The 7,313-nt window shown below is 73.7% G+C and carries 8 protein-coding genes; 3 read left to right on the top strand and 5 right to left on the bottom strand.

The window, feature by feature from the left end:
* The 5 genes from ABD774_RS18365 to ABD774_RS18345 all read right to left on the bottom strand — a co-directional run.
* Positions 1-449 (bottom strand): FG-GAP repeat domain-containing protein (locus ABD774_RS18365; RefSeq protein WP_345044445.1); only part of this gene is annotated, 449 nt, incomplete at its 3' end.
* 113 nt (positions 450-562) lie between these two features.
* Positions 563-1,843 carry an LCP family protein gene (locus ABD774_RS18360; RefSeq protein WP_345044442.1) on the bottom strand — a complete coding sequence of 427 codons (1,281 nt, stop codon included), beginning with the start codon at positions 1,841-1,843 and terminating at the stop codon, positions 563-565.
* 97 nt (positions 1,844-1,940) lie between these two features.
* The gene (locus tag ABD774_RS18355) at positions 1,941-3,218 is read right to left on the bottom strand and encodes an LCP family protein (protein WP_345044440.1); all 1,278 of its coding nucleotides are present in this window, start codon (positions 3,216-3,218) and stop codon (positions 1,941-1,943) included.
* Positions 3,219-3,255: 37 nt separating this feature from the next.
* A complete protein-coding gene (locus ABD774_RS18350; RefSeq protein WP_345044438.1) occupies positions 3,256-3,750 on the bottom strand; it encodes a DUF2304 domain-containing protein in 495 nt (164 codons plus the stop codon).
* Positions 3,751-3,760: 10 nt separating this feature from the next.
* Positions 3,761-4,444, bottom strand: coding sequence for a glycosyltransferase family 2 protein (locus tag ABD774_RS18345; protein ID WP_345044436.1), 684 nt, complete (start codon positions 4,442-4,444; stop codon positions 3,761-3,763).
* 107 nt (positions 4,445-4,551) lie between these two features.
* Here ABD774_RS18345 and ABD774_RS18340 point away from each other — a divergent pair, with 107 nt between their 5' ends.
* From ABD774_RS18340 to ABD774_RS18330, 3 genes are read left to right on the top strand one after another with little or no spacing between them, the layout of a single operon-like run.
* Positions 4,552-5,145, top strand: a complete 594-nt coding sequence (locus ABD774_RS18340; RefSeq protein WP_345044433.1) for an acyltransferase — start codon at positions 4,552-4,554, stop codon at positions 5,143-5,145.
* Positions 5,145-6,260 (top strand): DegT/DnrJ/EryC1/StrS family aminotransferase, encoded by a 1,116-nt coding sequence (locus ABD774_RS18335; protein WP_345044431.1) that lies wholly within the window; start codon positions 5,145-5,147, stop codon positions 6,258-6,260. The genes ABD774_RS18340 and ABD774_RS18335 overlap by 1 nt, the downstream gene beginning before the upstream one ends.
* A 1-nt stretch (position 6,261) precedes the next feature.
* Positions 6,262-7,281, top strand: coding sequence for a Gfo/Idh/MocA family protein (locus tag ABD774_RS18330; protein ID WP_345044428.1), 1,020 nt, complete (start codon positions 6,262-6,264; stop codon positions 7,279-7,281).
* Positions 7,282-7,313: the final 32 nt, after the last annotated feature.

Here is a 7,313-nt window from a genome sequence, read left to right as displayed (position 1 = left end):
GGGCTGATGATGGTGTCGACGGCGCCCCAGTTCCAGCCGATCTGGGTGGAGCCGGTCTGGAAGCCGCCGGTGCCGTTGCCGCGGTAGAGGTAGAGGGTCTTGCTGGTGGCGTGGCGGGCGATGAGGTCGGGGCGGCCGTCGCCGGTGAAGTCGCCGGGGCTGATGATGGTGTCGACGGCGCCCCAGTTCCAGCCGATCTGGGTGGAGCCGGTCTGGAAGCCGCCGGTGCCGTTGCCGCGGTAGAGGTAGAGGGTCTTGCTGGTGGCGTGGCGGGCGATGAGGTCAGGGTGGCCGTCGCCGGTGAAGTCACCCACCGTGCTCACCGCGGCGGGCAGCACCCCGGGCGACGCCGGGGCGGAGGCTGCTGCCGGCCCGGTGGTGAGCGCCGGCAGGAGCATCGCCACGGCGGCGCCAAGGACCCACCGGCGGGCTCTCGGTCTGGGGGCCACGGGTCGTCCTCGCACGTCCTCGAGCGGATTCGGCACCTGCCCGGGAAATATCCCGTGCGGGACCGAAAAGGTCAACGACCGTGCCGGCCCGGCGCGGCGAGGAGTGCCGGCGGCTACGGGGTCGTCTCGACGTCCGACGGCGTCAGCTCGCCGTCCCGCAGACGCTGGAAGAACTGCGGCGCGAGCTCCTCGTCGAGGAGCACCGTCGAGCCGATCCCGCCCGGGCGGTAGTCGAAGTCGGCGACCGGGGGGGCGCCCGTCACGCCTTTCCCGCCCGTGGCGTCGCGGAACGCCAGGGCCATGCGCCCGAGGTCGACGATGCCGGTGTCCGTGTCGGTGACCAGCGCCCCGGTCCCCGCCTCGACGAGCTGGACGTGGTCGACCGGGTTCACGAGGGTGGACGGCGCGGCGACCTGCTTCATCACGGCCCCGATCACCTGGCGCTGACGGTCCGCCCGGCCGATGTCACCGTTGGGGTCCGAGTAGCGCATCCGGGCGAACGCCAGGGCGGTGGGGCCGTCGGCGACGCGGCAGCCGGCCGTCCACCGCAGCCCGGAGAACTCGTCGTCGACGTCGTAGTCGAGGCACAGCTCCACGCCGCCCACCGCGTCGACGACGTCCTGGACGCCGCCCATCCCGATCTCGACGTAGTGGTCGACGGTCAGGCCGGTCAGCTGCTCCACGGTCTCCGCGAGCAGCGGCGGGCCGCCCAGGGAGTAGGAGGTGTTGAGCTTCTCCGGTCCGTAGCCGGGGATCTCGACGAGGGTGTCGCGCGGGAGCGAGACGAGGGCCGTCGGGCCGGAGTCCGGCACGTGCATGACCATGATGGTGTCCGAGCGCTGACCCTCGGTCGCGTCCGCCACGGCGCCGTCCGCGCGCGAGTCGGAACCGGCGAGCAGGTAGGTCGTCCCCGGGGTGTCCGGCGCACCGGTGAGCGCGTCGACGTGCTGGAGCTTGCCGTTCGCCCAGATCAGCAGCCCGATCGGCCAGGCCAGCAGCACCACGAGGAGCACGCCCAGCAGGACCAGGCCCGGGCGCCGGCGCCGGCCGGTCCTGCTCGGGGAGGCCGGTGCCGGGACGGGCGCCGCCGGAGCCGGCTGCGGCCGCCGGGGCGGCGCCGTCCGCGAAGCGGGGGAGGCGGTCGCGGTGCCACGCGGCGCGTACGACGGCGGGGGGACGGCCTCCGGCGTGCGGCTGCGGGCGGCCGGGCGCGGGACGGGTCGCTCCGCGGCCTCGGACGAGCCCCGCGCCGGGCGCGCGTGCCGGCGGGGGTGGGCGGGCTGCGCCGTCGGCTCGCCGGAGCCGACCGGGCGGGCGGTGCGCGGGTCGGGCCGGCTGCCGCCTCTGACGGGGCGGAAGCTGGGGGGCAGCTTCGCCCGCTCGTCCTCGCTCATGCCCCTCCACGTCTCGCTGGTCCCGGCCCCGCGGCGGCACCGCGCCGCTCGTGCGGACGCCAGGGTAGCCCCGTCACCTGGGGGACGGGGCTGGCCGTCACTTGGTGCACACCGGGATGGTCGGCTCGGGGGCGGCCGTGACCACGCCGTCGTCGGTGGGGTCCTCCGAGGGCGTCTCGGTGGGCGGCGTGGTCGGCTCGTCCGTGGTCGTCTCGGTCGGCTCGGGCGCGGGCGCCTCCCCGGTGCCGGTCAGCGTCGCGTCGATGGGACGGTCGGCCTTGATGTTCTCCCACATCTGCTCCGCGTCCGCGGAGGGGACGACGCGCGGGCCTGCCCACTCGAACGGCATCGTCGCGAAGCTGATCGCCCCGGGCTCGAGGCCGCGCAGGGAGTTGGCGAGCCCCGCCATGGTCGGCAGGCCACCGATGTACGGGCCGGTCGTCAGCGTGGACGTGGCGGCGTCGAGGAACTGGTAGAGAGCGGGCAGGTCGGTCAGGAGGTTCTTGCTCAGGGCCTCGCGGGCGATCGCCGCGACGAGCTCCTGCTGCCGGCCGATGCGCGAGATGTCGGAGCCGTCGCCCACGGTCTTTCGCGCCCGGGCGACGCCGAGCGCCTCGGTGCCGTCGAGCACCTGGCACCCCGCGGCCACCTGCACCTGGGCGTACGGGTCGTCGATCGGCTCGGGGATGTAGAGCGGGACGCCGTCGAGCGCCTCGACGACGTTCTTGAACCCGGCGAAGTCCACGACCACGAAGTCGTCGATGTAGATGCCGGTGAGGTCCTCGACGGTCCGGATCGTGCAGGCCGCGGCGGCGCCGACGTCGCCGGTCTCCCCGCCGGTCTGGAAGGCCGAGTTGAACATCACGTCGGACTGCTCGGGCGTCTCGGTGCCGTCCGGGAGCCGGCAGGAGGGGACGTCGACGAGGGTGTCGCGCGGGATCGAGACGACCTCCACGCGGGACCGGTCGGCGGAGACGTGCGCGATCATCGCGGTGTCCGAGCGCATGCCCTTGACCTCGCCGGCCGCGCCGGCGCCGTCCACGTCGCTCGCGCCCTCGCGGACGTCGGAGCCCATCACGAGCAGGTTGATCGGCTGCCCGGCCTTGGAGTCGATCGGCTCCGGCGAGGCGACGGCGGAGGGTCGGTCGTCCCCGAGCAGGTCCTCGATGTCGTGGCGGCCGATGTTGCCCTGGATCTCCTGGTAGGCGAAGGTGGCGCCCGACCCGAGGAACAGGACGGCCGCGAGGGCGCCCACGCCGGTGCGGCGGAGCAGCCGGTGCCGGTCGAGGGCGCGGGCGTGCCGCGGGGACGCGGGCGGCTCCTCGGCTCGCGTCAGGGACGCCCGGGGCCCGGGCGCGTTGGCATGTCTCGGCACGATCACCGATCCTACGGCGCGTCGGGCCACGGGGGCGTCAGGGCGCGACCGAACCGGAAGGTTCGGTCGGGGCCCTTCTCGCCTGGTCCGCGCGGCGCGGGGCGCCGTCGGCGTCGCCGGTGCGGCCGGCGGAAGCACCGCCGGAGGGGGCCGGGGCCGTCCCGGCCGGGCGGTCCGGGAGGGCCGTCGTGCGCTCCTCCTGGACGGCGAGCGCGGCCTCCGCGAGCGCCACCTTGCGGGCGAGCACGGTGATGCGCCTGTTGAGCAGCGCCGTGGTGCGGTAGGTGGTGGCGAGAGAGCTGAGGAACGCGATCACCAGGGCGTACAGCAGGAGGTCGGCGCCGCGGCCGACGCCGAGCAGCCGGGCCAGCCACGTGAGCCAGCTCGGGAAGAGCACGGAGAGCACGGCGAGGAGGACGAAGCCGACGAGCATCAGGCGGCGGACCGCCTGGTGCCGGGCTCCGGCCGTCGACCGGGTCAGGAGCACGGTGATGACGGCGATCGCCACCAGCAGGATGATCTGGATCAGCACGACGCCCCCATCAGTTGAACACCAGGTCGACCAGGATGTTGACCGAGTTCAGCAGCGACTGCCCCTTGCCCCGGGAGTAGTCCGTGTACAGCACGTGCACCGGGTGCTCCGCCCACGGCAGGCCCGTGCGCCCGAGGTTGAGCACGATCTCGGTGGCGTGCGCCATCCGGTTCTGCTTCAGGTCGAGCTTGGCGGCGGCGTCCCGCCGGATCACCCGCAGGCCGTTGTGCGCGTCGGTCAGCCGCAGCCCCGTGGACTGGTTGGTGACCCACACCGCCGTGCGCAGCACGAGCCGCTTGAGCAGGCCCGGACGGGTGCGCTCGTCGAGGAAGCGGGAGCCGAAGACGACGGCGAGGCCCTCGCGCCGCGCGACGTCGACCATCGCGGCGGCGTCCTCGACCTGGTGCTGGCCGTCGGCGTCGAAGGTCACGAGGTACTCGGCGTCGGTCTGCTCCAGCACGTACCGCATGCCGGTCTGCAGCGCCGCACCCTGCCCCAGGTTGAAGGGGTGGTGGACGACGACGGCGCCCGCCGCCTCGGCGGCCGCCGCCGAGCCGTCGGAGGAGCCGTCGTCGACGCACACCACGTGCGGGAAGCGGGTGCGGGCGGCGGCGACGACGTCGCCGATCACCGCGGCCTCGTTGTACAGGGGGACGACGAGCCACGCGTCGGTCACGGGGGACTCGGTGGTCATGGGGCCATTCTCTCAGCCGATCGTCCCAGGCTGGTCCGCCGGCCCTGGGATACCGTTCCCCCGACCCGCCGCAGGTACCGGACGCGGCCCGAGGCAAGGAAGACCGGATGACAACTCGCATCGTGGAGAGCGCGGACGTATCGCCGGAGGCGGTGATCGGTGACGGCTCGTCGGTGTGGCACCTGGCACAGGTGCGCGAGGGTGCGGTCCTGGGCGAGGGGTGCGTGGTGGGTCGTGGCGCCTACATCGGAACGGGTGTGCGGATGGGGCGGCACTGCAAGGTGCAGAACTACGCGCTGGTGTACGAGCCGGCGGTGCTGGGGGACGGGGTGTTCATCGGCCCGGCGGTGGTGCTGACGAACGACACGTTCCCGCGGGCGGTGAACCCGGACGGGTCGCTGAAGTCGGCGCACGACTGGGAGCCGGTCGGGGTCACGATCGGGGACGGCGCATCGGTCGGGGCGCGGGCGGTGTGCATCGCGCCCGTGACGATCGGGGCGTGGGCCACGGTCGCCGCGGGGGCGGTGGTGACGCGGGACGTCCCGGCCCACGCCCTGGTGGCCGGGGTGCCGGCCCGCCGGATCGGCTGGGTCGGTGCGGCCGGGGTGCCCCTGGTGCGCGAGGATGAGGCGTGGCGGTGCCCGGCCACGGGCGTGGTGTACGAAGAGTTCGAGGACACGATCAGAGAGGTGCGGGCCTGATGAGCCTGGAGATGATTCCTGCGGCGAGGCCGATCATCGGCGAGGACGAGCGGGTGGCGGTGGACCGGGTGCTCGCCTCGGGGATGGTGGCGCAGGGCCCGGAGGTGAAGGCCTTCGAGGCCGAGTTCGCCGAGCACCTGGTGCAGGGGCGGGAGTGCGTGGCGGTGAACTCGGGCACCTCGGGGCTGCACCTGGGGCTGCTGGCGGCCGGGATCGGCCCGGGGGACGAGGTCATCGTGCCCTCGTTCACCTTCGCCGCGACCGGGAACTCCGTGGCGCTGACCGGCGCGACGCCGGTGTTCGCGGACATCGAGCCGGATTTCTTCTGCCTGGACCCGGCCTCGGTGGCCGCGGCGGTGACGGAGCGGACGCGGGCGATCATGCCGGTGCACCTGTACGGGCACCCGGCGAACATGCCGGCCCTGCAGGAGATCGCGGACGAGCACGGCCTGATGGTGTTCGAGGACGCCGCCCAGGCCCACGGCGCCTCCCTGGACGGGAAGCGGGTGGGCACGTTCGGGACGTTCGGGATGTTCTCGCTGTACCCGACGAAGAACATGACGTCCGGGGAGGGCGGGATGGTCTCCTGCGCCGACGGGGAGATCGCCCGGCGGGTGCGGCTGCTGCGCAACCAGGGCATGGAGCGTCAGTACGCCAACGAGCTGGTGGGGCTGAACAACCGGATGACGGACATCCACGCCGCGATCGGGCGGGTCCAGCTGACCAAGGTCGACGCCTGGACGCAGAGGCGCCAGGAGAACGCCGCGTTCCTGGACGCGAACCTTCAGGGGGTGACCACCCCGCCGGTCGCGGCGGGGGCGGTGCACGTCTACCACCAGTACACGATCCGCATCCCCGGCGCGGCCGGGGCGGAGCGGGACCGGGTCGTGACCGCGCTGCGCGAGGAGCACCAGGTCGGCTCGGGGGTGTACTACCCGATCCCGAACCACCGCCTGGAGTCACTGAAGGGCTACGCGCCGGGGCTTCAGCTGCCCGAGACGGAGCGGGCGGCGGCGGAGGTCATCTCCCTGCCCGTCCACCCTTCGCTCACGCCCGAGCACCTCGAGCGGATCGTGACCGCGGTCAACACCGTGGTCGTGAAGGCGGGTGCCTGAGATGGGGGAGAGCAACGGCACCGCCCGCCCCACGATCCGGGTCGGGCTGATCGGCCTGGGGTCGATGGGCCGCCACCACGCCCGGGTGATCCGCGAGACCGACGGGATGGACCTGGTCGCGGTCGCCGACCCGGGCGGGGACAAGTTCGGCGTCGCCCAGGGCCTGCCGGTCCTGCCCGACGTCCACGCCCTGATCGAGCAGGGGCTGGACGCGGCGATGGTCGCGGTCCCGACGATCTACCACGAGGACGTCGCCCTGGCCCTGGCCGCCGCGGGGGTGCACACCATGGTGGAGAAGCCCATCGCGCACACCGCCGCGGCCGGCCGGCGGGTCGCGGACGCCTTCGAGAAGGCGGGCCTGGTCGGGGCCGTGGGCTACGTCGAGCGGTGCAACCCGGCCCTGCTGGAGATGCGCCGCCGGATCGCCGAGGGCGAGCTCGGCGAGGTCTACCAGATCGCCACCTCCCGCCAGGGCCCCTTCCCGGGCCGCATCAGCGACGTCGGGGTGGTCAAGGACCTCGCCACCCACGACGTGGACCTGACCGCGTGGCTGGCCCAGTCCCCCTACGAGACCGTCTCGGCGCAGGTGACCCACCGCTCCGGGCGCGAGCACGAGGACATGGTCGTCGCCGTCGGGCGCCTGGCCAACGGGGTGATCGTCAACCACCTCGTGAACTGGCTCTCTCCCCGCAAGGAGCGTCAGACCATCGTCACCGGCGAGCGCGGCGCCCTGGTCGCCGACACCGCGAGCGCGGACCTGACGTTCTACGCCAACGGCACGCTGGCGACCCAGTGGGACGCCGTCGCCGCCTTCCGCGGCGTCTCCGAGGGCGACGCCATCCGCTACGCCATCAACAAGCGCGAACCCCTCCGGGTGGAGCAGGAGAACTTCCGCGACACCATCCACGGCACCAACACCCCCGCCACCACCGCCGTGTCCATGGCCGAGGGCGTCCACACCCTCACCGTCGTCGAGGCCATCCTCGAGTCCGCACGCGAGGCCTCCGCCGTCCGCGTCTGACGCGGCCGGGATACGCGGATCCGGGAACGGGG

The organism is Georgenia daeguensis (assembly GCF_039537705.1).
Lineage (GTDB): Bacteria > Actinomycetota > Actinomycetes > Actinomycetales > Actinomycetaceae > Georgenia > Georgenia daeguensis.
Note: the sequence above shows the minus strand (reverse complement) of the source record. Positions and strands in the feature narration are given on the sequence as shown.